Source organism: Desulfobulbaceae bacterium (assembly GCA_013792005.1).
In the GTDB taxonomy this organism is placed as follows: domain Bacteria; phylum Desulfobacterota; class Desulfobulbia; order Desulfobulbales; family VMSU01; genus VMSU01.
This window is the reverse complement of sequence record VMSU01000183.1, coordinates 1-24078: the sequence shown is the minus strand read 5'-3', so window position 1 is coordinate 24078 and position 24078 is coordinate 1. Positions and strand designations below refer to the sequence as shown.

General features: G+C 49.4%; 18 protein-coding genes and 3 pseudogenes. 15 read left to right on the top strand and 6 right to left on the bottom strand.

Features of this window, described 5'->3' with window-relative positions; translation table 11 throughout:
* The first annotated feature begins 225 nt into the window (after positions 1-225).
* The 10 genes and pseudogenes from FP815_11830 (at position 226) to FP815_11785 (ending at position 11832) form a co-directional block, all read left to right on the top strand.
* Positions 226-1389 carry a DUF1343 domain-containing protein gene (locus FP815_11830; protein ID MBA3015620.1) on the top strand — a complete coding sequence of 388 codons (1164 nt, stop codon included), beginning with the start codon at positions 226-228 and terminating at the stop codon, positions 1387-1389.
* Positions 1390-1581: 192 nt separating this feature from the next.
* Complete coding sequence (locus FP815_11825; GenBank protein MBA3015619.1) at positions 1582-2238, top strand: DedA family protein; 657 nt, start codon at positions 1582-1584, stop codon at positions 2236-2238.
* Between the two features lie 113 nt (positions 2239-2351).
* Entirely contained in the window at positions 2352-3761 is a 1410-nt protein-coding gene (locus FP815_11820; protein ID MBA3015618.1) for a mannose-1-phosphate guanylyltransferase/mannose-6-phosphate isomerase, read from the top strand.
* 8 nt (positions 3762-3769) lie between these two features.
* Positions 3770-4543, top strand: coding sequence for a Fur family transcriptional regulator (locus tag FP815_11815; protein ID MBA3015617.1), 774 nt, complete (start codon positions 3770-3772; stop codon positions 4541-4543).
* Entirely contained in the window at positions 4540-6282 is a 1743-nt protein-coding gene (ispH, locus tag FP815_11810; protein ID MBA3015616.1) for a 4-hydroxy-3-methylbut-2-enyl diphosphate reductase, read from the top strand. The genes FP815_11815 and ispH overlap by 4 nt, the downstream gene beginning before the upstream one ends.
* A gap of 93 nt (positions 6283-6375) precedes the next feature.
* A pseudogene (ftsY, locus tag FP815_11805) lies at positions 6376-7535 on the top strand (signal recognition particle-docking protein FtsY).
* A gap of 68 nt (positions 7536-7603) precedes the next feature.
* On the top strand, positions 7604-8362 hold the full coding sequence (locus FP815_11800; protein MBA3015615.1) for a J domain-containing protein: 759 nt from the start codon (positions 7604-7606) through the stop codon (positions 8360-8362).
* A 41-nt stretch (positions 8363-8403) separates the two neighbouring features.
* The gene (locus tag FP815_11795; GenBank protein ID MBA3015614.1) at positions 8404-9741 is read left to right on the top strand and encodes a class I SAM-dependent RNA methyltransferase; all 1338 of its coding nucleotides are present in this window, start codon (positions 8404-8406) and stop codon (positions 9739-9741) included.
* A 482-nt stretch (positions 9742-10223) separates the two neighbouring features.
* Positions 10224-11057 (top strand): hypothetical protein, encoded by an 834-nt coding sequence (locus tag FP815_11790; GenBank protein ID MBA3015613.1) that lies wholly within the window; start codon positions 10224-10226, stop codon positions 11055-11057.
* 1 nt (position 11058) lies between these two features.
* The gene (locus FP815_11785; protein ID MBA3015612.1) at positions 11059-11832 is read left to right on the top strand and encodes a tetratricopeptide repeat protein; all 774 of its coding nucleotides are present in this window, start codon (positions 11059-11061) and stop codon (positions 11830-11832) included.
* A 286-nt stretch (positions 11833-12118) separates the two neighbouring features.
* On the opposite strand, the gene nikR is transcribed toward FP815_11785, so the two are convergent.
* Positions 12119-12535 (bottom strand): nickel-responsive transcriptional regulator NikR, encoded by a 417-nt coding sequence (gene nikR, locus FP815_11780; GenBank protein ID MBA3015611.1) that lies wholly within the window; start codon positions 12533-12535, stop codon positions 12119-12121.
* A 320-nt stretch (positions 12536-12855) separates the two neighbouring features.
* The gene (glgP, locus tag FP815_11775; GenBank protein MBA3015610.1) at positions 12856-15036 is read right to left on the bottom strand and encodes an alpha-glucan family phosphorylase; all 2181 of its coding nucleotides are present in this window, start codon (positions 15034-15036) and stop codon (positions 12856-12858) included.
* A 413-nt stretch (positions 15037-15449) separates the two neighbouring features.
* Between glgP and pal the strand changes: the two genes are divergently transcribed.
* Both pal and FP815_11765 read left to right on the top strand, forming a co-directional pair.
* Entirely contained in the window at positions 15450-15986 is a 537-nt protein-coding gene (gene pal, locus FP815_11770; GenBank protein MBA3015609.1) for a peptidoglycan-associated lipoprotein Pal, read from the top strand.
* 89 nt (positions 15987-16075) lie between these two features.
* Positions 16076-16660 (top strand): OmpH family outer membrane protein, encoded by a 585-nt coding sequence (locus tag FP815_11765; GenBank protein MBA3015608.1) that lies wholly within the window; start codon positions 16076-16078, stop codon positions 16658-16660.
* 339 nt (positions 16661-16999) lie between these two features.
* Here FP815_11765 and FP815_11760 read toward each other — a convergent pair whose 3' ends face one another.
* Positions 17000-18568 (bottom strand): AmpG family muropeptide MFS transporter, encoded by a 1569-nt coding sequence (locus FP815_11760; protein MBA3015607.1) that lies wholly within the window; start codon positions 18566-18568, stop codon positions 17000-17002.
* Positions 18569-18789: 221 nt separating this feature from the next.
* Between FP815_11760 and FP815_11755 the strand changes: the two genes are divergently transcribed.
* Positions 18790-19521 (top strand): response regulator, encoded by a 732-nt coding sequence (locus FP815_11755; protein MBA3015606.1) that lies wholly within the window; start codon positions 18790-18792, stop codon positions 19519-19521.
* Between the two features lie 14 nt (positions 19522-19535).
* Here FP815_11755 and dxs read toward each other — a convergent pair whose 3' ends face one another.
* The 3 genes from dxs to FP815_11740 are packed head-to-tail and all read right to left on the bottom strand — an operon-like array spanning position 19536 to position 22619.
* The gene (dxs, locus tag FP815_11750; protein ID MBA3015605.1) at positions 19536-21440 is read right to left on the bottom strand and encodes a 1-deoxy-D-xylulose-5-phosphate synthase; all 1905 of its coding nucleotides are present in this window, start codon (positions 21438-21440) and stop codon (positions 19536-19538) included.
* A gap of 40 nt (positions 21441-21480) precedes the next feature.
* Complete coding sequence (locus FP815_11745; GenBank protein ID MBA3015604.1) at positions 21481-22374, bottom strand: polyprenyl synthetase family protein; 894 nt, start codon at positions 22372-22374, stop codon at positions 21481-21483.
* Between the two features lie 11 nt (positions 22375-22385).
* A complete protein-coding gene (locus FP815_11740) occupies positions 22386-22619 on the bottom strand; it encodes an exodeoxyribonuclease VII small subunit (GenBank protein ID MBA3015603.1) in 234 nt (77 codons plus the stop codon).
* Positions 22620-22934: 315 nt separating this feature from the next.
* Between FP815_11740 and FP815_11735 the strand changes: the two are divergent.
* Together FP815_11735 and FP815_11730 are read left to right on the top strand one after the other, a co-directional pair.
* Positions 22935-23282: pseudogene (locus FP815_11735) on the top strand (hypothetical protein).
* Positions 23283-23431: 149 nt separating this feature from the next.
* Positions 23432-24078, top strand: a pseudogene (locus FP815_11730) (hypothetical protein).

Here is a 24078-nt window from a genome sequence, read left to right as displayed (position 1 = left end):
TGTCGGTTTACGGTTGACAGTTGACGGTGATTGGGTCCTGCCAATGGCTGAGGACACACTGACATTGAGTGTCATGCGATGATTTATGACTAACCATGATTCTTTTAACCGTAAACCGATAACTGATTACCGTTAACCTGTGTAGTTACGCTGGAACAAATGAAAACAGGAGGCGCTTTGATCCTCTCTTTCAGCACAAATAACACCTATTTTGCAACTTCACACATGACACGATTAGGCATTGAAGAATTTGTAGCAGCGCCTCCCTCATGGATTCAAGGGAAACGGCTTGGTTTGCTCTGCAATCAAGCTTCGGTTGACAGGTCTTTCCGCCACAGTCGAGATTTGATAGACCAGGCATTTCCTGGGCAGTTGCGGTGTTTGTTTTCTCCGCAACATGGTTTTTTTGCCGAGAAACAGGATAATATGATCGAGTCCGGCCACGACCAGGATAAACATGGACGTCCGGTTTTTAGTCTTTACGGTGATACCCGGCGACCTGATTCGTCCATGCTTGATCATCTCGATGTTCTGATCGTTGATATCGTCGATGTGGGGACCAGGGTTTATACCTTCATGTCGACCTTGGCCTATTGCATGGAAGAGGCTGCTAAGCTCGGTAAACAGGTTGTGGTCCTGGATCGGCCAAATCCCATTGGCGGCACAGCTTTGGAGGGTAATGTGCTGGCCGATGACTGTCGCTCTTTTGTCGGGATTGAGAGGTTGCCGATGCGGCACGGGTTGACTTTTGGCGAACTGGCTAATTTCCTGAATGGGGAGTCTGCCCACCCCGCAGAGCTAACAGTTGTGGCCATGAAGGGTTGGCAACGTGATATGCATTTTCCAGATACCGGGTTGCCTTGGGTGTTTCCGTCACCGAATATGCCGACCTATGCCTCGGCGCTCGTTTATCCCGGCCAGGTGGTGTGGGAGGGAACCAATATCTCGGAAGGGCGCGGTACAACCATGCCATTTGAGGTCTTTGGTGCGCCGTTTCTCACTCATGATGCGATGCTTGAGCAGTTGCGGTCGACACCGCTTCCCGGGTGTGTTCTGCGACCGGTCTGTTTTGAGCCCACTTCTAACAAGTGGGCAGGTCTTGTCTGCGTCGGTTTTCAGATACATGTTACAGATCCATTGGTATTTTTGCCGTATCGCACTTCTCTTGCTGTTTTGGGGGCGATTATGACCCTTTATCCAGAGGGGTTCGCTCTCAAAGAACCGCCCTATGAATACGAGTTTATTCGCTCTCCCCTTGATTTGATCCTGGGGGATTCTGCTATTTGTCAGCAGCTTGCTGAAGGACGGTCTGTTCTTGAGTTGGAGACCAAATGGCAGCCAGGTCTTGCTGAATTTTCCGAGCGGCGGCACCCATATTTATTATATTGAGCACTGCTATATTACGGAATTCGTAACTGCGCAGGGTATCGGTTTGCGGTTGACAGTTGACGGTTAGTGTTCCTGCTAATGGCTGGTCATCGTCAAGCTGGTACAATGTTCGATTAATTGATTCATATTTTCGTCGGATGAGTGAAGCGTAACCCCACAACACTCTTATATTTCTACCATTTGTGAGGAGTAATGGAATTACTTAATGCATTTCTACAGTTTTTTTTACATCTCGATACCTCGTTGCAGGGAGTCATCAATCAGTATGGCGCTGTGACCTATATTATTCTTTTTGCGGTGATCTTCGCTGAAACAGGGCTGGTGGTCACGCCCTTTCTGCCTGGGGACTCTTTGTTGTTTGCTGCGGGCGCCTTAGCTTCGAGTACCATCCTTGATCCCTTGCCGCTTTTTGTTGTGCTTGGAGTTGCGGCAATATTAGGAGATGCTGTCAATTATGCCGTGGGGCATGCCATTGGTAAACGGGCCTTGACCGGCGAGATTCCCATGATCAAGAAGGAGTACTTGGACAAGACTCACGTCTTTTATCAAAAATATGGCAATAAGACCATTGTCATCGCCCGATTTGTGCCAATTGTGCGGACTTTTGCTCCATTTGTTGCCGGGGTTGGCAGGATGACCTACCGCCACTTCGCTACCTACAATGTTATTGGCGCTATTGTTTGGGTTGGAAGTCTGATCAGCGCCGGCTTTTTCTTTGGAGAACTCCCTTTTGTTAAAAAGAACTTTGAACTTGTTATTGTCGCTATTATTATCTTTTCTGTCCTGCCAGGAGTATATGAGTGGTGGAAGGCCCATGCCAGGGCGGGAGAGCAGAAAGAGGCGCAGTAATGATCGGGAGGGGGCCGACTATGGCCGGTTGAACGTGGAGTAACAGTCCGGAGGCAGCCTTTGGTGGTGTCAATAGTCTCCGTTCTTTTTGAATTTTTCTTAACGAGGTTTTCATGGCAATCATCCAGCCTGTTATCCTGGCCGGGGGTACTGGCTCCCGGCTCTGGCCCTTGTCTCGAGAGCTGTATCCTAAACAACTGTTGAATCTGGTTGGCGATCATTCGTTACTTCAGGCTACCCTTTTCAGGGTCATGGGGTTGCCCGGAGTGGCGCCTCCCATACTGGTTATTGGTGAGGAGCATCGTTTTATTGCCAAAGCCCAGGTTGATGCCCTTGGCTGTAATCACGAGGTTTCTATCATTCTTGAGCCAATGGGACGAAACACCGGTCCTGCCATCTGTGCTGCTGCTTTCTATAGTCAGAAGATTCATGATCAGCCGGTTGTTCTTCTCGTGCTGCCTGCTGATCATTTGGTTCGCAAGTCTGAGGCTTTTGCCCAGGCGGTGGTTGAAGCTGTCTCCCTTGCCGAAGCTGGGCGGTTGGTGACCTTTGGTGTGCAGCCTACGAGCCCGGAAACAGGCTATGGCTATATTCGTAAGGGTTTCGGGAATTCGGTCCTGTCCTTTGTCGAGAAGCCGGATTTGGAAACCGCCGAGGCGTATCTTGCTTCTGGGGATTATTACTGGAATTCCGGGATGTTTGCTTTTATGAACGAGACATTTATCCAGCAGATGAACGACCACTGTCCTGAGATCTGTGTCAATATGGAGCAGGCGGTGGCGAACGGGGTAGCCGATTCCGCCTTCTTCCGGCTGGAAGCGTCGAGTATGGCCTCCTCACCATCAGATTCTATCGATTATGCACTTATGGAAAAGTCAGACCAGGTGGTGGTGGTTCCTGTTGATCTGGGTTGGAGTGATATTGGTTCCTGGCAGGCCTTGTGGGAGGTCTCAGACAAGGATGAAAAAGGAAATGTGGCAAGCGGTGATGTTATCCTGGAGGGGGTCGAAAATTGTCTGATCCGCGCTGGACATAGTCTCGTGGCGGCGGTAGGTCTGACTGATACCATGGTCATTGAAACCGCTGACGCAGTGTTGGTGGCCCCTATGAAGCGAGCCCAGGATGTCAAGAAGATTGTCGACCGCCTGAAGAAGGACAAGCGTGACCATTATAAGGTTCACCAGACAGTATTTCGTCCTTGGGGCAGTTATACCATTCTCGAAGAGCAGGAGAATTTTAAGATTAAGCGGATTACCGTACTGCCAAAGGTCAAACTTTCTTTGCAAATGCACCATCATCGTTCGGAACACTGGGTGGTGGTTAAGGGAACGGCTCGGGTTACTTGCGGCGAGAGGGTGTTTCTGGTCATGGAGAATCAATCGACCTATATCCCCTGCGGTGAGACCCATCGTTTGGAAAATCCTGGTGTCATTCCTCTGGAGTTGATTGAGGTCCAGAACGGGAGTTATTTGGGGGAGGACGATATTGTCCGTTTCGATGATGATTTTGGCCGTCAGGGTTGAGGCATGGCATGAGTTTTCTGACTCCAGTATCTGACCTGATCAAGAAGGTCTGGCATAAAGAGCAGCCCACGCCTGCTCCGATAGTAGTTGAAGAGCATCGGCACGACCGCGAGCAGTTTCAGACAGTGTTGGAATCGTTCAAGGCCTCGCGGATACCGGAGCGGTTGGCAATCCTCGATATATTCTTGGAAATGGAACTCCATATGAGTATTTCAGAACTCTTTGAGATGGTGCGCCGTAAGAAACCTGAGTTGGATGACCGGACCTTTCTTCAAGAAACCATGGCCATGTTTTGCCAATATGGTTTTGCGCAGAGGCTCGATTTCGACAATCAGGAGTCGCGCTTCGAGCACATGCACCTGGGGAATCATCATGACCATTTTATCTGTACCAAGTGTGGCTTGATTCAGGAGTTTAAAGATGATGTTCTGGAAACCTTGCAGTTGAAAATCGCTGGCTCATTTAATTTTCATGTTCTTCAGCACAAAACCGAGATTTATGGCCTATGTAATCGTTGTCTGGCCAGTCGTGAACCGACTTTGCCTCTGCATCTCGCAGCCAATGGGGAGCGGGTTCGCATCGTCAAGGTTATCGGAAGTCGTGAAGTTGTAAGTCGGCTGGCCGATATGGGGTTAGTTGTCGGCGCCTCCCTTGATGTCATTAGTAATCATCCAACGGGTCCCTTTGTCGTCATCGTTAATAAAACCCGGTTGGCGTTGGGCACCGGGATTCCCCAGCAGATCCTGGTTAGCCATTATTGTCGGCACGAAGGTTCGTCATGAAGGTGGTGATTGCCAAAAAAGCTGGTTTTTGCATGGGGGTGCGGCGGGCTGTTGATTTGACTCTTGACCTGGTCAACAAGGGTGAGTCGAATATCTCCACCTTTGGGCCGTTGATCCATAACCCCCAAGTGTTAGGAGTCCTGCAGGATAAGGGCGTTGGAATTCTCAAGCATGTGCCGAAGGCTGGCGCCGGGACAGTGATCATCCGTGCCCATGGTGTGCCCCCGGAACAAAAAGAGCGTCTCAAGAAATCGGGACTTACGGTAAAGGATGCCACCTGTCCTCGTGTCCTCAAGGTTCAGGCCATCATCAACAAGCATCGTAAACAGGGTAAGACCACAGTGATTGTGGGCGATCGTAATCATGCTGAAGTCGATGGCTTGATGGGTTACGCCGGGTCTGACTGTCATGTCATCTCTAACGACCATGAGGCCGAATCCCTGGTGTTGACCCGTCCGTACATCATCGTCTGTCAGACCACTCAGGATGAACTGGCCTTTGATAGAATTACTGAGATTATTATCCGGAGAAACCCCAACGGCGAGGTGTTCAATACCATTTGTGACTCCACCCACCGTCGTCAGGAGGAGGTCCGTAACCTGTGTGATCAGGTCGAGGCGATTGTGGTGGTGGGCGGCAAGACCAGCGCCAACACCAAGCGACTGGCCGAGATCGCGGAAGGCTTAGGTCGCCTGGTGTTCCTTATCGAGTCAGAAGAGGAACTAGACGTGGCTTCCTTACGGGAGTTTGACTGCGTCGGGGTTACCGCCGGGGCCTCGACCCCGACGTGGATGATTAATCGGGTGGTGCGGGCCTTGGAGGCTATCCCCGGTCGCAGTGACAATCCCCTTTTTCATGGGCTGTTCCGGGTGGTTCGGTTGCTGATGGTTTCGAATTTCTATGTTGCTTTCGGAGGGGGACTTCTGGCCTCGGCCTGCGGTCTGCTGCAAGGGCTCGAACCTCGGATTTCGCACGCGTTTGTTGCCTTTTGTTATCTTTTTGCCATGCATAATATCAATCGCTTGACCGATCAGCAGTCCAAAATTTTTGATGATCCGGTGTATCTTCGTTTCAATCATAAATATCGGAAGACCATGATGTCCTTGGCCACTCTGTTTCTTTTTATAGGTTTGGGGATTACCTTTAACGATGGTTGGCCTTCCTTCGCCCTACTTTTGGTGATGAGCGTGTTTGGCGTGCTGTATCGTATCCATTTTATCCCTCGCTTTCTCGCCGCTCGGATTAAGGTTTCCCGGCTTAAGGAGATCCCTGCCTCCAAGACCTTTTTTGTCGCCCTGGCCTGGGCCATGGTGGTTGTTTTACTTCCCGCCGTAGGCGCAGGTACGGCGCTGACTGCCAAGACCTATGCTCTGATGCTTTTGATTCTGCTGTTGGTCTTTGTTCGCAACGCCCTTTTTGATGTTTTTCAGGTGCAGGGTGATCGGATTGTTGGAAAAGAGACGCTCCCTGTTTTGATAGGTGCTCCGAAAACTATCCAGGTGTTAAATTGTATGATGGGGATTCTCTTGATTGCTTTGGCAGTTTTCCCTTCTCTTGGTTTGATCGTTATTCCTGTGGGTTATTTTCTGTTCCCTGGGATTTTATATCTGGCCGGATTTACGTATTTGTATAGTCAGGAGTACTGGAGCCCTGGGGTGAAGCTTGAGTTTGCTTTGGAAACTACCTTTGTCATCATGGCCCTTTCTGTTTGGGGTGGCAACGCCCTGTATCCTTCATAGTAGAATCTGTTTGATACTGCGGGGGGCTGTTTGTCCCCCTAAGTGTGTTGGATTGCCTTGTCCCTTGAAATTTTTTTGGAGATATAAGACGCCATGCTCGGTTGGTTCAAAAAAAAGCTTGGAAAAAATAAGGAGAGTGAGGCAGTTTCAGTTCCACAGCCTGCGGTTGTAACTGAAGAGCCTCTTCGAGAGAGTCTGGAGAGCGAGGTCAAGCCATCAACGAGTTTGGTTACGTCTTCTTCCCTGGTCTCCGGCCCTGCAGAGCGGCCTCCTGTGGAGATTTCTGCCGCAAAGCCCCCCCCTAAAGAGGTCCCTCCCGAGATAGAAAGTAAAGAGAGTCTCTTTCAGCGTCTTAAGAGCGGGCTGGCCAAGACGCGTGAGTCGTTTATCACCCGTGTGGATAGTATTTTCCTTGGCAAAAAGATTATTGATGCCCAACTCCTTGATGAATTGGAGGAGGTATTGATTACCTCTGACCTTGGGTTCCGTACTGTACAGGATTTGCTGGAAGAGGCCCGGCGTCAGGTGAGCCGGAAGGAGTTGGCTGATCCAGAGGCCTTGAAACGATTCTTGAAGGGAAGAATGATCTCCTTTCTGCAACAGGTTGAGCGGCCGGCTGAGATGGTCATCCCGGAGACCGGTCCTTTTGTGATCCTGGTTCTTGGGGTCAACGGTGTGGGTAAGACCACCACCATAGGCAAATTGGCATATAAGTTCAAACAGGCTGGGAACAAGGTGCTTCTGGTGGCCGCTGATACTTTCAGGGCAGCGGCCATTGATCAGATCAAGGTCTGGGGGGGCGCATAGGCGTTGAGGTCTGTGCTCAACAGCCTGGAGCTGACCCCTCGTCGGTGGCTTTCGATGCTTTAGAATATGCGAGCAGTAGAAATTTTGACGTGATTATTATTGATACTGCAGGCCGTCTTCACACCAAAGTCAATCTGATGGAAGAGCTGCGTAAGATCAAACGGGTGATCGCCAAAAAATGTCCCGGCGCTCCCCATGAGGTGATGCTGGTGCTTGACGCCACCACTGGCCAGAACGCTGTTTCCCAGGCCCGGCAGTTCCACGAGGTGGCGGAACTTACCGGTTTGACCTTGACCAAGCTTGATGGTACCGCTAAGGGCGGTATCGTGGTCAATATCAGCCGGGAGTTTAATCTGCCCATCCGATTTATCGGGGTAGGAGAGAAGATGGAAGATCTGCGGGATTTTGATCCGGCGGAATTTGTCGAGGCATTGTTTTCGTCGTGAATCAATACCAATACCGATATCATAGTAAGCCTGGCTGTGGGGGGTGTCTGTTGTGGATCGCCATCTTCATGCTCTTGACTGGTGGGGCGCCGCTCTTGATGAAGTTTGTCGGGTTTATTCTGGCCAGCGGCCTCGTTGCGCTTTTTCTGGGAGCTGCTGCGTTCTGGGGATTAGCTAATCGAGTAAAAAGCAGGATCAGCGATTATGAGCGGACCCAGACTGCAAGCCATAATGAGTTTGTTTTTCTCCTCGTTAATATCTTAATTCATGTTGCCAAAATCGATGGCAAAGTGACTAGGGAAGAGTTGAGCACTATCGAGAATTTTTTCCGGCTCAATCTTCGCTATACGGACGATAAACTTCTCTGGGTCAAGGAGTTGATCAAGGAGGCTCACGGCACGCCCACCGACCTGAATGATCTGCTCTCCCGGTTTAAAGCCCAGTTTGCCTATGAACCGCGGTTGATCCTGTTGGAGCTGATTTTTCAGGTTATCTATTCTGGGTCGAAGGTGGTCGATCCAGAGGTCGAAGTGGCGCGCAGGATTGCCGTATTCCTGGAGATTACCGCCCACGATATGCAGACCATTCACGGGCGTTACACCCAGCGGTTCCGCCAGCAGGCCTCTGACGAGGAAAGAAATTATGAGATCCTTGGAGTTTCCCGCAGCGCGAGTTTTGAAGAGATCAAGAAGGCCTACCGAACGCTTTCCATGCAGTATCATCCTGATAAGGTCAGTCATCTTGGTGAAGAGTTCAAGGGGGTGGCTGAGGAGAAGATGAAGGAGATCAACGGAGCGTATCAGTATTTTAAGGATCGACAGGGATAATTTGTGTTGTTGAACCAACGATTCTTAAGAGGTGGTTTTAGTTGACCTCAGCTAATCGGCATCGCATAACGATTGACAAGGTCGTGGCCGGCGGTCATGGCCTTGCCCGGTTGGCAGGCGGTATGGTAGTGATGGTCCCTTTTGTGCTAGCGGGAGAGACCGTGATTGTGGCCCTTGGGCGACAGCACAAAGGGTATGTTACGGCAACACTGCTTGAGGTGGTCGAATCTTCCCCGTTCCGGGTCGAACCGTTTTGTTCACATTTTATGGTTTGTGGCGGGTGCAACCTTCAGCATGCTGATTACCTGTGCCAACTTAAGATCAAATCAGATATTCTTAATGAGCTTGCGGTTCGGGCGGGGATTATCCTCAATGGAGTAGCGACCCAGCCAGTACTTCCCAGTCCGGATGAGTTTCATTATCGTCAACGGATTCGGCTACAGATTGATGACAGTGGCAGTGTTGGATTCTTTAAGCGCGGTTCTCATGAGGTGGCGGAAATCGATGTCTGCCCGCTGGCAGCCAGTCAGTTGAATCAGGCATTGGTCGGCATTCGTCGATCAGTGGCCTTTCGAACTTTGTGTTCCCATTCTGCGGCGATGGAATTACTTCTCAATCCTTTAGCGGGAAGGGTAGTGGTGAGTTTTCAGTTGCGCCGTAAGCCTCGTCCAGCCGACCATAAAGCTGCTGCCACAATAGCCTCCACGATGGGCTTGATTCAGTCGGTGTGGCTGGTTGGGGAGGGCTTTGCTCCCAGCGGGCCCTATGGTGGTGATTCTCCTGGTGAGCATGGTGATGGCATTGCCTTCGCACTTCCCGATGGTCGAGGCGGGCAAGGGCTGGTCATGCGTTTTGAGACCGGGGGGTTTTGTCAGGTCAATCTTCGTCAGAACGAGCGTTTGCTCGAGCAGGTGCTGGCATGGGCGCAGGTGCGACCTGAGGATGAGGTGCTCGATCTTTTCTGCGGTATGGGTAATTTTTCACTGCCTCTTGCTCGTGGCAGTGGCCGGGTGGTCGGGTCAGATCTGCAGCGATCTTCCATTCGTGGCGCTCAGGCCAATGCTTTGGCGAATCAAGTGGATAATTGTCTTTTTCTTCGTGCCGATGCACTGACAGCGGCACAGCAATTGCGGCAGGCAGGAGAACGGTTTGATGTGGCGCTGCTTGATCCTCCTCGACAGGGGTGCCGTGAAATTATCTCTCTGCTTCCAGAACTCTGTCGAGATAAAATTATTTATATCTCCTGTGATCCTGCGACGTTGGTCCGTGACCTGCGGCAATTACAGGAGGTGGGCTTCTCTTTACGTCATCTGCGTGGAGTTGATATGTTTCCCCAGACGTGTCACTTAGAAGCGATCGCCATGCTGGTCAGGGAGTGATGGTTGTTCCGGGGACTGGTATTTTTTTAAGGGGCGGGTTTGTCTTTAGTTGGTTTTGTGGTAAAAGATTCTATATTGTTATGTATTGATAGGGATTCGAGGCGTTGGAGTCATGAGGGCTTCGGGGGGAGTTCTTCCTTCTGATTTCCCTGACAGCGTCGTCAGGGCGTTTTTACTGTCAATTGTTCGCCACTGATTTTTTGTAAACGTTCAGCAGAAGCATTGAACGTGCGGACTTCACCGGACTGTAAACGTTTACTGGGTACCCCAGATGCGCGATTTATATTGACCCGCTTCGTCGGTCAATAAAGCGGTCTGCGAAGTGTGCTAGTTGCACATGAGCAGACCGCTGACAAAGCAGATGGTGTGCCCGGTGAACGTTTACGATTTTTTTATGGGGTTGGCGTTAGGGAATAGGTTAATGAGCTTTTTCCCTATGGCCAAGCGCCTTTTTTGTTGTTTTTCTGGTGTTGGAGACATCAATGATGCCACAAGATATCATGCTTTACTTCGGAGCCATTGCCTTGGGGGCCTTGCATGCCTTTGAGCCCGGGCATGGCAAGACTTTGATCGCGGCCTATATGATCGGCACTCGCGGTCGTGCAATGGATGGGGTGCTCCTTGGCTTGATTGTTACCTTCACCCATACCTTTAGTGTTATCATGCTGGGAATTATCGCCAAGGCTCTCTCTCATACTTATACCGAGACGCAACTGCACGCCTGGCTTGGTCTGGGCTCATCGATCTTGATCCTGATCGTGGGTATCTGGATGTTAACTCAGCGATTGGGTGGTCAAGGCGGTCATCATTCTCATCTCTTTGGCCACGGTGGGCATGGTCACGGCCACGGACATGGGCATAGTCATGGCCCCTCACTGGCTCACGATCACGGCAAAGACGAACATCAGCGCCATAGTTCTGATCTGGAGCACGATCATGGTCATGATCAGAAGCCCAGTATCGAAGTTGGGGGTGGCCGAGCCACAGAGAAGCAGGCGTATAAAAAGTGGAATCTTCTGATCCTTGGAATCTCTGGCGGATTGGTCCCTTGTCCGGCAGCGATTGCTACCTTGCTGGCAGCGATTGCCGCTGGTCGTATTGCTCAAGGGTTGACCATGGCGATCTTTTTCTCGGTGGGCTTGGGAGTGGTGATGATGACTATCGGCGTGGTTCTGTCCCATGCCGGCCGTTTGACCGAGCAGATTGCAGCCAATCAGGAGTTTGGGCGACGGATGGGCATTGTCAGCGCTGTGGTCATTACTGTCCTTGGCGCTTATACTCTCTACCACTCGATTCAGGGGCTGGCCGGGCTTTAATATGAGGAAATATTCGATGACCAAACGATGGCTGGAGTGTCTTTGGGGGTGGGTGGGGCTTGGCAGCTCATGCCGGATAAGTGATCTCGGGGTAAAAACTAGAAACTGCGCTCTGCCTCAGAACTGTAAGCGATTGCAGGGTACCCCAGATGCGCGAAATGGGGTTGCGAGCTATACACTGGGTGAGCAGCCCCATGACAAAGCAGAGGGGGTGCCCTGTGATCGCTTACCATGCCGGAGAATGTTATGCGCGATAGCGGGTCTGGTGTTTCTTCTTCTGTGCCAATCCAATCAGGGATGGGGCCATGTGACTGATGCCAATATGCCAGATGCCGTGGCTGAGACGGAGTATCAGATACTGTTGGAGTTTCAGCCGGAACAGCATGAGGTGCGTAATAAGCTGGGAATGGTTTTACTGAGAAAGAAGAAGTATGTTGAGGCAGAAGCGGAGTTCAGTACTGTTTTGAAATCGGCCCCGGAGAATTTTAATGCTATTGACGGACTCGGGTTGGTTATGAGCCGGACTGGTCGAGAGAAGGAGGCGGTTGAACAATTCCTGAAGGCAATCAGGATCAACTCACAGGACGTCATGGTTCACTATCATCTTGGTTTAGCTCACGCGGCCCTTGGAGATTATCTGGCTGCAGAAAAAGCATATCGTCAAGCCATCACCCAGGCCGAGCAGCCATCGGCTGTTTCGCTCCCCAAAGCAGACCTTAGTGCTATTCGCAAAGCCCTCGAAACAAACACTGTGCCGCCTTCAATAAAGGAATAATCGTAACTAACTGCACAGGTTAACGGTAATCAGTTATCGGTTTACAGTTAAAAGAATCATGGTTAGGGACTCGGAAGTTACCAATTTACCTGGATTGCGACCAAATCTGACCCAAAGCCGGGATGCGTTATGGTAAATTGGTAATTTCCGCGTCCCTTAGTCATAAATCATCGCATGATACTCAATGTCAGTGTGTCCTCAGCCATTGGCAGGACCCAATCACCGTCAACTGTCAACCGTAAACTGACAACCTTATTTTGTAACGGTTTTTTACTGTCCGAGCTGCTCAGCCTAACCCTTTGTTGGTGGTCATCATCAGTTTGCCATGCTTGACCCCTTTAGTGCCAATCAGTTCGTCTGCCAGCCTTTTTATGTTAGAGGCGATTCCTTTGGCAACCACAACTTCCAGGCAGTGGTGATGATCAAGATGGACGTGCAAGGCGGAGATGATCTCCTTGTGGTGTGAGTGCTGGTGTTCTGTGAGTTTGTCCGCAAGGTCTCTTGTGTGATGGTCATAGACCATGGAAATGGTGCCTATGGCTTCTTCTTGTTCGTTGGTTAAATCCCTTTCTATTAAAGCGTTGCGGATCAGGTCCCTAATTGCTTCCGAGCGATTGACATAGCCTTTTTCTGCTATCAGGTCGTCGAAGCGGAGTAATAGGTCATCTGTGATCGATATGCCAAAACGAACGATGTCACCCATGTCATGTTCCTTAGTGCTGTCGGTGTCGATGTTGATTGTGAAAAATTGTTAGGTCAACGGCAGAGCCATCCCGTGATTTTTTACGAGATTATCATGGTTGGGTATTGAAAAGCAATTTGCTTTGCTCTTTTGTAACTATTCAGCAGCGCTACAGATGGGCGAAATAAGTCTACGAACTATAGCCCGTCTATGTGAGCAGGCTTATGACAAAGCAGATGTGGTGTCGCTGGATAGTTACGCTCTTTTTAGGTTAATTTCTACCAAACCTGACTACGAACGACAAGAAGCAATACGTATTGTGATACAATTTGCTAAAGTTCTCAGCGGTTGCTGTCGTAGAGTGAAGCAAGCCGATGGATTTTTTTTGTGACTGGCGCTGGAAGTGGCAACTTGTAAAGATTGACATATTCGGCTGCCAGACGGTGAGTATTAAAAATCGGACCGTTTAAGGCGATATTGTTGATGCATTTGTCGATGAATTGCGAGCGTAGGCTTTTGTCATAGAAGGCTTGTAGGATTTGAGGGAACACTTTGTAGAATGATGTTGAATCTTCCTCGTACAGGAGGCAGGCAGCATCTTCGCTGAGGCAAGATTCGGTAACGATAGTTTCGGCGCCGAATTTCCATCCTGTCTTGCCATCATGATAGCCCTCGACCCACCAACCGTCCATGATGCTGATGTTGGGGATCCCATTGATCGCTGCCTTCATGCCGCTGGTGCCGCTGGCTTCAAGTGGTCTCTTGGGGGTGTTCAGCCATGAGTGTACTCCTGCCACCATCAGCTTGGCGATGGCCATGTCATAGCCGGGGATAAATATCAGTTTGGCCAGGCCTTTGCTTTTCTCGTAAAGCTCTTGTTGGCGGTCGAGCAGTAGCTTGATAATGCTTTTTCCTGGTTCGTCTGAGGGATGTGCCTTGCCGGCAAACACGAAGTTGACTGGCCAGTTGTGCTCGACTACGATCTTGGCCAGTATATCGATGTTGTCGAAGATCAAATCTGCCCGTTTGTAAGTGGAGAAGCGTCGGGCAAAGCCTATGGTGAAGATATTCGGATTGAGATCTCTGCTCTTTTCATCCAGGTGTGAGATGAAATTTGGTGGATCGATCCAGGTTTCGTGCATTTGGTTGCGGTGCTGGATAAGCATTTGATTGATGTAGGTAGTCAGGAGCGTGGTGTCAGTCAGCCATGCTTGCTCAAGGTATGTTCGAAATTTGTTGTTTTCCTGGAGTTGTGAGGCGTTGGCAAAAACGCCGGGATCCAGCCGCCAATGGTGAAATTCTTTGAAGCTGTCGTATAACTCGGCTTTGGCCTTGCTGATCCACGTAAGGTGGTGGACCCCGTTGGTTACTGCTTTGATTTTGTGGGCGTATTTGGGGAATTGTTTCTGAGTGACCTGTTGGTGGATTCGGCTGACACTGTTGCTCGCCCGATTTACCTTCATGGCGAGGTTAGTAAAGTTGAAGAGGTCTGAGTTGTCCTCATCTTGAGCGAGAAGCCCGAGGATTCGTTGACAAAAGGAGTGTCCTAATTCGGAGTAGAGGTCCTTGCTGAAACGGTCGTGTCCTGCCTTGACTGGGGTGTGGATGGTGTAAACCATCCGTTCCGCCGCTTTGTTTGCCGCATCAAGTATATCTTTGTCTTCGGCCAGGATGGGGTAGTCGACGCCAAATTTATGCTGAAGGTAATCGGCGATCAGATGAAGTACCACCACCACACCGTGCTGTTCGTTTAGATGGATAGTATTTGAAGTAATTCCAAGGGCCTGCATGACAGGAATGACGCCGGCGCCCAACAGACGGCGCTGGATTATCTTGGAACGTTCACTCCGACTATCGTAGAGATGCTCAGCGGCCATGCAGATCCAACTAGGTGAAGGGGAGATGCTGTAGTCAAGCAGGATTTCCGGAACAAAAAAATCAAGTGTGCTGTTAATCTCCATTTTTACCCAGAGATTAGCGTAAGCGCTGACTTTCTTGTCACCACGTTCAAAAAAAGGAATTTCAATTTGAAGAGGTATGTCAGGATTGACGGGGTCTTTCAGAAGGTAAAGGTTTGATGTCTCCTCTGGACGCCATTGGGTCGAGTAGGCTATTTGTCCAGCGCGTGAATCGATTAGTTGGGAAAAGTACCCTTTGCGGTAGAGCAGTGAGATGGCCACCACTGGAATGGTACAGTCTGCGAAACTCTTCAAGGTATCGCCTGCTAAGACCCCGAGACCGCCGCTGTAGTTAGGTATTTTCCCTGAGTCGTGAAGGAATTTGCTAGTGAAATACTTAAGGCGGGAGTCTCCGCTGCTGAAGGGGAGTTGCTCTAATTTATTCTTTACCGGGTTGAGGACATCGTTGTCCGCTCCAATTTCCATGCTGACGTATGTGACTGAATTGCCCTCCGGAGCGGTCAGGCTATTCCATACCGTTTCAAGGACTTCTTGTTTTACTCCAAAAAAAGTTCCAAATTTGTTGATTGAGATCATTTGTTCGAGAATCGTATTATTATCCATGTGGCCTAAGAAAATTATTTTTATGAGATGAGCGATTCTATTTGCGAAAATAAATAGTTGCTGTATATTTGCCGACCGTTTGTATCATTTTTTAACAGTTTTGAAAATTAGTGTTTGAAGGTGTGACCGCGTCTATGTTTAGATATCCGAGTGAAAATTTTAGACCTTTAAACCTACGACTTAAATTCCCAAAAAAAATGAAACCTGTCAACGTATCATTTTTCTTTTTATGATTGATAGTTGGAGGTGGTGGATTGATATCTGATTTCTTGCTGTGATTTTCCTCAAGGAGTCAGTGGATTTTTTTTGATGATTACATGAAATGTGTTGAATTATTGGTGTAGTTTTTATATCATAAAAACTCTGTTTTTGGGCAGAGAAAACAAAGCATTCCTTATTTGGGAGGAGAAGAGATGGTTAAGAGTTACTTAAAGTTAGTTGCGGTTGGTGTAATGATGGGGGCTGTGTTTATGGCCAGCGGTTGTAGCCAGAAGAAGGTTAAGGCCGAGGAAGCAGCCACGCCTGCTTTTGCTGGTCAGCAGGATATGGGTGCTGAGGCGCTTGATGCCCAGCCTATGGCGCCAAAGTCAGCCTTCACTATTTTGGAAGGTCGAACCACTGGTCCAATGTTGCCGGTATATTTTGACTTTGATAAGTCAGGTGTTCGTGCTGATCAACAAACCCGGATGGAGACTAACGCTACCTACCTGAAGGATAATCCTCAGGCTATGATTGCCATTGAAGGCAATTGTGACGAGCGTGGTACCAACGAATACAATATGGCTCTTGGCGAGAGAAGAGCTATTGCTGCAAAACAGTATTTGGCTAACATGGGTGTTGGTGAGAGCCGGATGAACACCATCAGCTATGGTGAAGAGAAGCCTTTGAATTTTGGACATGACGAACTTGCTTGGTCTCAGAATCGTCGTGCTGATTTTGTTCAACAGTAATAAGTGATGCGGCAGATGGTTTAACCCGCTCCTTCTTCGGCTTTAAACCGTGGCATCTTTTCTTCTGAAGAGATGCCACGGTTTTTTTTATGCCTTTTGCGCGGGTGGCAACATGGATTTTAATCATTAAAGGGTGTATTGTTATGAAATCGTTACGTTTTTTGTGTGGTGTTGTTCTTGTGGCATTTTTTGCCTCCGTTGTGCCATCATTAGGTGCTGAGCTGAAAATTGCCACCTTTAATATTCAGCAGATTATCGAAAAATCACGTGTTGGCACCGAGGCCCGGAAGGCAATGGAGGCCAAAAAAGCTGAACTTGAGCCTAAATTCAAAGGTGATCAGGATGCATTGAAGGCCCAGGCGGAGGAGATCGAGAAGAAGGCGTCTGCTTGGAGTGAAGAGGTTAAAGCTGGTAAGGAACGGGATTATCAGAAGAAAATGCGCGAGTATCAGCTTAAGGTTGAGGATGCTCAGTTTGAAATGAAGCAGATGGAGAAGAAGGTCCTGGAGCCCATCTTCAAGGAGCTGCAAGCAGTGATCAATGAAATTGCCAAGGCTGATGGTTTATCCCTTGTTTTTGAAAAATCTCGAAGCAACGGGTTGCTCTATTCGGCAGAATCTCTTGATATCAGTGATAAGATCAGTAAGGCGTTAGATGCTAAGATGGCGAAGTAAATCTTTGGTGAAGGGTTTGTGAGTTATGTCCGGAGGTGGGTTTTCGATTGCAGTGGCGATTGCCGATAAGGGAATTACATCAACGGGCATGTCAAGATAACTTATTGCAGTCTGTTATTTGGGTAACTATCCAGCTCAATCCGCAAAACAAGCAGATGTCGGGAACTGTAACTATTCAGCAGCGCTACAGATGCGCGAAATAAGCCTGCGAACTATAGCCCGTCTATGTGAGCAGGCTTATGACAAAGCAGATGTGGTGTTGCTGGATAGTTACTTATTTTGAAGAGTTTCAGAGGGAATATGATCAGGCTTCTTGGCCTTGAGTCATATTCCCTTTTTTTATGCGATCTGCTCCTCTGTTGATTCGTTCTCGTGAATCGGTAAAAAGAAAACCATCGCCATACCGGGGATTGATAGTAAAAAACTTATTCCGAAAAACAATCCATACCCTAACCAAGCGGTCAAAAAGCCACTGATTACCCCGGCGTAGAGTCCGCTGATACTCATCAAGCCAGTACCGATTGCATAGTGCGACGCCTTGAAGTCTGAGTGGCAGAGTCGCATGAGAAAGGTCATCAGCACCGCCGTCCCTAAGCCTCCTGCAAATTGGTCAAAGCCATGGATTGAGGCCACTGAAAGTAAGAGGCTAAGATCTGCTTCTTCTGTAGGTGGAGGTGGGCCTATGAGGTCTGCGTAGTGCAACGCCAGGATCATGTAGGCAATATTTGTTAGGTTTTGAAGAAGTAGAAATGGCCAAATCGTCCGTTTGAGTCCTGTTCTGCTGATTGCCCAGCCTCCAAGCATTGCTCCGGCAATGGAGCATGGCAGCCCAACCCCAGCCGAAATCCACCCATAATGAGTCTTTAGTCCGAGATCGACCATGAATGGTGAATACATGCAGGAGAGCATGTATTCACCTGCTCTACATAAGATGATGAAGCCCAGGACGGCGCCGATTTTTGGTTGGTCGATGAAGGATAAGAATGATTTGGCGTAAAAAGAATCAGGGTTGTCATGAAGCAGCTGTTGGAGGCGTTTTTTTGAATACCAGATGAGGATTAGTCCGGCGAAAAGACTCAAGGTGATAATGGCTGGGAGATTGTTGGTCAATGGTGTGAAGTTAGTGCTTCGGTTGGTCAGAAGGGTAACGCTGATCAGAGTCGCTGCGATGGATCCTATTATCCAGGCGTGCTTTTGCCTGAAAGGTAGCGAGAGTCTGGGGATACTCTTCTGCTGGCAGACCTGAGGAAGTATTACGGAGTGCAGGGAAAACAGGGCTCCCATGATCAGTGATGCCAGGGCGAAGGCCCAGCTCCAACCAATCATGGCGCCAACTGTCACGATGACCCCGGTCCCGGTCATCATGGCGATGCGGTAGGCCATGACCCGAAATCCCAAGTATTGGGCCTGCTCGGCTTGGTTGAGCGCCTCAAGGTAATAGCCGTCAATAGCGATATCGTGGGTCGCGGCGATGAAACTTCCCAGGAAGAAGAGGATGGCGATGTAGTGAATCGCGTTGAGTAAAGGGCTTAGGATCGTTGCCGTCACGATAATCAAAACAAGGAATGCTTCGCAGAATAAGAGCCAGGAACGTTTACTGCTATACGCATCAATCAGAGGTCCCCAGAGGAATTTTAGTACCCAGGGCAGGCCAAAGATGGACGTTACTCCGAGCGCTTCCAGGCTCATTCCCCTGTCTCTGAAAAAAAGGGAAGAGACGGTGCGTATGATGGTGTAGGGAAATCCTTCTGCGAAATAGGTGGAGAAAGTCCATAGAGATTTGTTGAATGGCTTTGTTGTAGGAGGTTGCGGAGTCCTGATGCGATTAAGAGAGATCTCTGCGCCTGTTTCTGCGTATCCTGGCGGCTTGCGGGAAGGCTCGACCCTTTTATTACAATGATGAGTCATGTGTGGTTATTGGTTGAGGTCAAATGGGGAGTGAGAGAGTAATAATAAAAGCGGAGGCTTCGATAAAAGAACTGGAAAAAGGTATCGTTTTTTGCCACCATGAAAGATAACTTTGTTAGGAGTCTTATCATGGCCTTTGATTTCCGAATGGCAGTATGTCATGGTAGAGGGTAACTGAAGGGTTTCATGGTGGACTTGGACTTGGAATGTAACGGGAGGGGATGATGGCCAGGCATATTTTAATCGTTGATGAGTCGGAGATGATGCGTACGGTCTTAGGTGCCAGAATATTGTCTGTGCTTGATGATGCGGTAATACTTCATGCCTGTGGGGCTGATGAGATCGGGCAGATTGTTGACCGTGAGGTGGTGCATTTGATTTTATACTCATGGGATATTCAAGATGAGATTGGTCTGCAACTATGCACGAAGTTGGCACAGAGAGAAGATGGCCCACAAATTCCGTTTTTGTTTTTAATCGGTGATAAAAAAGAACATGTGGAGATGGCGACCGAGTTGGTTGGCTCTTCACATCTTGTTATGCCTTGTCCACCGGAGGCACTGTGCCGGGCCATTGACCGGGTATGCAGCCCGGTCACCTTGCGTCAAGCGAAGCGTTACAGTATCGGAGATACGTGTGCTGTTATCGAACAGCGGCAAGTCAGGATTGATGCTACCGTTATAAATATCAGTATTGGTGGTGCGTTGTGCGAGATGGATCTGGATCCGCTATTTAGCTGGGCTTACCCGTTAATGTTGTCTGTCCAGTTTAGCGGTGAGCAAGGTTCGGTCGAGGTCAACGATCTTCGCGGAGTGATTTCCAATATGAAAGTCATGACCTGGCACTCAGATCAGACGCCAAAACGTATCCGGGTTGGGGTGAAGTTCCTTGGCGTTTCTGATACAGTCAGGGATGTTCTTGATCAGGTTTTTACCCAGACAGAAGACGCATAGGCTCTTGCTCCCTTTTAGTTTGCTTGGGAGGCATTGTTCAACAGTGCCATAGCAGCCTTGATAATGCCTGGCGTGTCGATGCCGGCAAGGTTGCGTAACGTTTCCTGGGGTCCTTGCGTCATGAAGGTGTTCGGTAGTCCGAGTAGGGTGGTTTTTACCCGGCATCCTGGAATCTCGGACAGAAGTTCCAGCACACCACTGCCAAATCCACCCTTTTTGACGTTCTCTTCAATGGTAACAACATGGCCCGTTTTTTCGGCCCAGGAGACAATCAGGTCCCGATCCAGGGGGCTTGCAAATCTGGGGTTGATCACGGTGCTGTTAATTCCATGTTTCTCAAGCTCCAGAGCAGCGTCCAGCGCAGGTTGAACGCAGGACCCGATTGGCAGAAGCAGGATATCATTTCCTTCCTTAAGCAGTTCCCCTTTCCCAATGTCTAGTGTTTGCAACAGTTCATTATCTTGGGCGCCAAGTCCTTGTCCTCGGGGGTACCTGATCGCAGTTGGTCCGGGATGAAGAACCGCTGTGTGCAGCATGTTGCGTAATTCTGTTTCGTCCTTTGGGGCCATGACTACAAGGTTGGGAATCATTCGGAGGTAGGTAAGGTCGAAGACGCCATGGTGGGTGGGGCCGTCGTCGCCAACCAGACCGGCACGGTCAAGCATGAGGGTTACCGGGAGATTGGGCAGACATACATCGTGGATGATCTGGTCGAGGGAGCGCTGCAGAAAAGTCGAGTAGATGGCAACCACTGGGTGGATGTTTTCAGTGGCGAGTCCTGCGGCAAAGGTGACGGCGTGTTGTTCCGCAATGCCCACATCGAAGAAGCGGTTCGGGAAACGTAGGGCAAAGTGGGTAAGGCCTGTTCCTGCGGGCATGGCGGCGGTGATAGCGACAATCTTTTCGTTGGTCTCAGCGAGTTCGACCAGGGTTTTTCCGAAGACTGAAGTATAGGTCGGCGCCCCGCCTTTAGTGTCAATGGTTTTGCCGGTGGCCAGGTCAAAAGGTCCGATGCCATGGTAGTCGTCAGGCCTGTTTTCTGCAGGTTTATAGCCTTTTCCCTTGCTGGTGATGACGTGGATCAATGTCGGTCCGCTGCCAAATTCATTGGTGTTTTTAAAGGTTTCGATGAGTGAGTTTAGGTCATGGCCTGGTATTGGCCCGACATAGTCGAATTTCAGCGCTTCGAATAGCATTCCGGGTGTAAAGAAACCCTTGAAACTCCCTTCGCTTTTCTTGAGAACTTGGAGAATGTTTTCTCCGACGTTAGGGATTGATTTCAGAAAATGTTCCATTTCCTTTCGTAGTCTGGTCATTGTGCCGCCTGTCATCTTGCGGCTCAGGAAACTTGATAAAGCGCCTACATTCGGAGAGATGGACATTTCATTATCATTCAGGATAACGATAAGGTCTTTCCCTAAGTGGCCTGCCTGGTTCAGGGCCTCGAAGGCCATGCCGCCAGTCATGGAGCCATCGCCGATTACCGCAATTACTTTTCGAGGATCTTTTTGGAGGTCTTTGGCACAGGAGATGCCGAGTCCTGCCGAGATCGAGGTGCTGCTGTGTCCGGTATCAAAGGTGTCATACGGGCTTTCCTCTCGCTTAGGAAATCCGCTTAATCCTTTGTATTGGCGAATGGTCCTGAATTTATTGAGGCGTCCGGTTAATAGTTTGTGAGCATAGCATTGGTGTCCGACGTCCCATATTAACTTGTCATCCGGGGTGTTGAATATGTAATGGATCGCTATGGTCAATTCAACAACACCTAACGAAGGGGCCAGGTGTCCACCGACCTTGGATACGGTTTCGATGATCTCACGGCGGATATCTGCTGCCAATTCAGGGAGTCGGTCTTCATTAAGCTTTTTTAGGTCAGTTGGCGAGTGAATGGCCGAGAGGAGTGAAGGCGGTAATGTCATGATTATTAGCTCAGGGGTTCGCTAGAGTAGAAGAAAAAGATCAGTTCGTGCGGCGATAAATATATCGGGCCAGCTCTCGTAACGGATCAGCAGCGGGGCCAAATTCTGCTAAGGTGTCGATAGCGGTTTGTATCGTTTCCTGCGCTTTAATTCGGGTTTGCTCGACTCCGAGAAATGCTGGATAGGTCGCTTTACATTTTTTGGCGTCGGATCCAGACGCTTTGCCAAGCTGCTCGGTGGTTCCCTCGACGTTCAGCAGATCATCGACGATCTGGAAGGCCAAGCCGACAAGCTCTCCATAGGAGGTCAGGGCCTGATACTGGGTGCTGTTGGCCTGGCCCAGGATGGCGCCAGTCTGAACCGAGGCGGTAATTAGAGCGCCGGTTTTGCATTGGTGGATCATCTGCAGGGCGGCGAGGGGGATGTCCCGGTCTTCGGCTTCCATGTCCAGGGCTTGGCCGCCCACCATGCCATAGGAACCTATGGCTTTGGCGATGAGGTGGGTGATCCGTAATCGGTCACGGTCCGAGACCAATTCGCTTGCTTCTGGTTTGCTCAGGAGTTCGAAAGCAAAGGTGAGTAGGCCGTCTCCCGCTAAAATTGCTCCAGCTTCACCATAAATCATGTGATTGGTCGGTTTGCCGCGCCTGAGGGCATCATCATCCATGGCGGGCAGATCGTCATGGATGAGAGAGTACGTGTGGATGCATTCGAGAGCGCAAGGAATGATCATCAGTTGACTGGGGACATCGTGACCTAAAGACTCGGCCGCAGCAAGGCAGAGAATCGGCCGCACTCGTTTGCCCCCTGCCTGCAGGCTGTAATTCAATGATTCGATATGATGATTAAGTTCATTGCCAGGTGCTGGCATTAGGGCGTATAGAACTTGTTCAACTTGCTCGCGCTTCGCGGAGAGGTATGCCTTGATGTCTATGTCCATGGCAACTAGTCTTCTGTGGAGTGGTTGATAAAAGGTTCAGTATGAATAGCGCCGTCTTTGTTGATCAGGATGTCGACTCGTTTTTGTGCTTCGTCAAGTTTTCGGGAACAGAAATCTGCGAGCTTCATCCCCTCGTCAAATTTTTTGAGTGATGTTTCGAGACTTAAATTTCCCTCTTCCATTTCCCTGGTAATTTGTTCCAGTTTTTCGAGGCATTCTTCAAAAGTTTGTTTAGCCATGGAATTACATTAAGTTAAGTTTGATGGCGTTACAAAAAAAAAAGTTCGATCTGCTTGAGTTGTTCCGCGGTTTTATCCAGTTTTGCTTATTAAATTTTCTGGTCTCATTTGCAGATATGAATAAAAAGAGATCTTGAAACTTACCCCACATCTCGGAATTTCATTCCATGACGGGGTAGCGTCATCGGAACCACTCAGGAGGTTATGGATGTCCTTGGTAGCAAAAAGTACAAGATAGAAAAATTTTTTTATCTTACTAGCCATCTCACTTCATTACCAGAAAAAAAGTACATGTTACTGTGACTCTTCATTTTGAAGGCGTCGGCAATCCTGCGCAAAGGCGGCCCTTCTGCTTATGGTAAGGTGCTCAAGGCCTTGTTGCCGGATAGCTGGGACTGGTGGGCAAAGTATGTCGAGGAAGAAGAGTATCAACCAAACAGCGAAGGATTGGCGGAATTCATTGACGAACATCTATGGCCGCTCTGTGTCAACATGGGAAAAGAGGCCTTGCACCATCACACGATCAAGGCTCAAACCCTGGGTGAAGGATTGAAGGCTGAACGATTGGAAAAGCTGTCGCGCTACGAAATTCACCTTGATCGTAAGTTTGAACGGACACTGGCTATGCTGATCAAGTTGAAGGAGCTGCGTGGCAAGGAGTAATATCACAAAAAAAACAGGCGAATTGACGACCATTCAGGAATCGGATGAAACCCAATACAGGTCGGTCTTTCAAGGGATTTCCGTTGGTGAGCATGGACAATAAGTATCAAAACAGCTTAATGATTTAGGTAAAATCGGAGAGATAAAAAATGGGTGGACAGGGGAGCGGGCGACGCTGGCACTTGGGTTCCAAGAGTACCACCGGCGATTACCGGAAATTAGATTCACGCCAATTACAGAGAAAGGGATTATTGGCACCAGGCCAAGCCTTCAGTTGGCAATGGTCACGCAACGGTGAAAACGTGGCCTCCATCCAGGTACGCACGGAAGTTGACAGGATTATTCTGTCGTATCGACAGCGGAGCGGCGGAGAGGAGTGGCAGGACAAGGAATACCCTGTATGGCTCGATTGGACGGGCTGTAACTATGGCGGTCAACGTGCATGGTTTTGTGCCCGGTTGCTGGGTGCGGGCGGCGGGTGGCGGTCCTCAATGGTGGCGGTATTTTCGCCTGTCGGCATTGCCACCAGTTGGCCTACTCAAGCCAGCGAGAGGATGCCGCTGATTTAATGGCGCGAAGGGCTGAAAAAATCCGGGGCGCGTTTGGGCTGGGAGGCAGGCATATTAAAAATCATTCAGGCGGGGGATGTCCAAGGGGATGCGCTGGCAGACCTATTGGCGGCTTTGCAAGGAGCAGGAAGACTTGACCGAGGTCTCGTTAGCCTTGATGATTAACAAGCTTGGCCTGCATGTGGATTCGATTGGAAAATTTGTTTCGCAAAAAGGGGCTAAAAATT

Excerpts from the sequence above, each read along its gene's own strand:
- FP815_11830 (MBA3015620.1), top strand. The coding sequence starts at position 226 with ATGACACGATTAGGCATTGAAGAATTTGTAGCAGCGCCTCCCTCATGG.
- FP815_11825 (MBA3015619.1), top strand. The coding sequence starts at position 1,582 with ATGGAATTACTTAATGCATTTCTACAGTTTTTTTTACATCTCGATACC.
- FP815_11820 (MBA3015618.1), top strand. The coding sequence starts at position 2,352 with ATGGCAATCATCCAGCCTGTTATCCTGGCCGGGGGTACTGGCTCCCGG.
- FP815_11815 (MBA3015617.1), top strand. The coding sequence starts at position 3,770 with ATGAGTTTTCTGACTCCAGTATCTGACCTGATCAAGAAGGTCTGGCAT.
- ispH (MBA3015616.1), top strand. The coding sequence starts at position 4,540 with ATGAAGGTGGTGATTGCCAAAAAAGCTGGTTTTTGCATGGGGGTGCGG.
- FP815_11800 (MBA3015615.1), top strand. The coding sequence starts at position 7,604 with ATGCTCTTGACTGGTGGGGCGCCGCTCTTGATGAAGTTTGTCGGGTTT.
- FP815_11790 (MBA3015613.1), top strand. The coding sequence starts at position 10,224 with ATGATGCCACAAGATATCATGCTTTACTTCGGAGCCATTGCCTTGGGG.
- FP815_11785 (MBA3015612.1), top strand. The coding sequence starts at position 11,059 with ATGAGGAAATATTCGATGACCAAACGATGGCTGGAGTGTCTTTGGGGG.
- nikR (MBA3015611.1), bottom strand. The coding sequence starts at position 12,535 with ATGGGTGACATCGTTCGTTTTGGCATATCGATCACAGATGACCTATTA.
- glgP (MBA3015610.1), bottom strand. The coding sequence starts at position 15,036 with ATGGATAATAATACGATTCTCGAACAAATGATCTCAATCAACAAATTT.
- pal (MBA3015609.1), top strand. The coding sequence starts at position 15,450 with ATGGTTAAGAGTTACTTAAAGTTAGTTGCGGTTGGTGTAATGATGGGG.
- FP815_11765 (MBA3015608.1), top strand. The coding sequence starts at position 16,076 with ATGCCTTTTGCGCGGGTGGCAACATGGATTTTAATCATTAAAGGGTGT.
- FP815_11760 (MBA3015607.1), bottom strand. The coding sequence starts at position 18,568 with ATGACTCATCATTGTAATAAAAGGGTCGAGCCTTCCCGCAAGCCGCCA.
- FP815_11755 (MBA3015606.1), top strand. The coding sequence starts at position 18,790 with ATGATGGCCAGGCATATTTTAATCGTTGATGAGTCGGAGATGATGCGT.
- dxs (MBA3015605.1), bottom strand. The coding sequence starts at position 21,440 with ATGACATTACCGCCTTCACTCCTCTCGGCCATTCACTCGCCAACTGAC.
- FP815_11740 (MBA3015603.1), bottom strand. The coding sequence starts at position 22,619 with ATGGCTAAACAAACTTTTGAAGAATGCCTCGAAAAACTGGAACAAATT.